The following is a 521-nucleotide window of genomic DNA, read 5'->3' on the forward strand; positions in this document are numbered from 1 at the left end:
GACTACAGCAAGCTGGGCGCGGGTGACAAGGACACCGATGACGGCTGGTTCGCATTCGAGAACGGTCACACCATTCTGTTCAGCGACATGCCCAACCCCGAGGTGCGTCCCGGCTATGCCAGTGTCATGCCGCGGCTGGTGGCAGAGTTTGGCGAGTCCCGGGCGCAGTGGATGATGCACCGCCTGCGCAACCTCAATATCTACCCCAGCCTGTTCTTCATGGATCAGATCAGCTCCCAGCTGCGCATCGTGCGGCCCGTGGCCTGGAACAAGACCGAAGTGCACAGCTTCTGCCTCGGCGTGAAGGGTGAGTCCGACGCCGACCGCGAGAACCGCATCCGCCAGTTTGAGGATTTCTTCAACGTCTCCGGCATGGGAACCCCCGATGATCTGGTGGAGTTCCGCGAAGCCCAGAAGGGATTCCAGGGCCGCGCCGAGCGCTGGAGCGACATCTCCCGCGGCTGTGAAAACTGGACCAGTGGCCCGACGGCCAATACCGAGGCGCTGGGTATCCGGCCGGT

General features: G+C 63.1%; 1 pseudogene. It reads left to right on the forward strand.

Annotated elements, in window-relative coordinates:
- Positions 1-521, forward strand: a pseudogene (locus MRS74_RS23585) (anthranilate 1,2-dioxygenase large subunit); the annotation flags it as partial.

Source organism: Marinobacterium sedimentorum (assembly GCF_024267675.1).
GTDB lineage: Bacteria > Pseudomonadota > Gammaproteobacteria > Pseudomonadales > Balneatricaceae > Marinobacterium_A > Marinobacterium_A sedimentorum.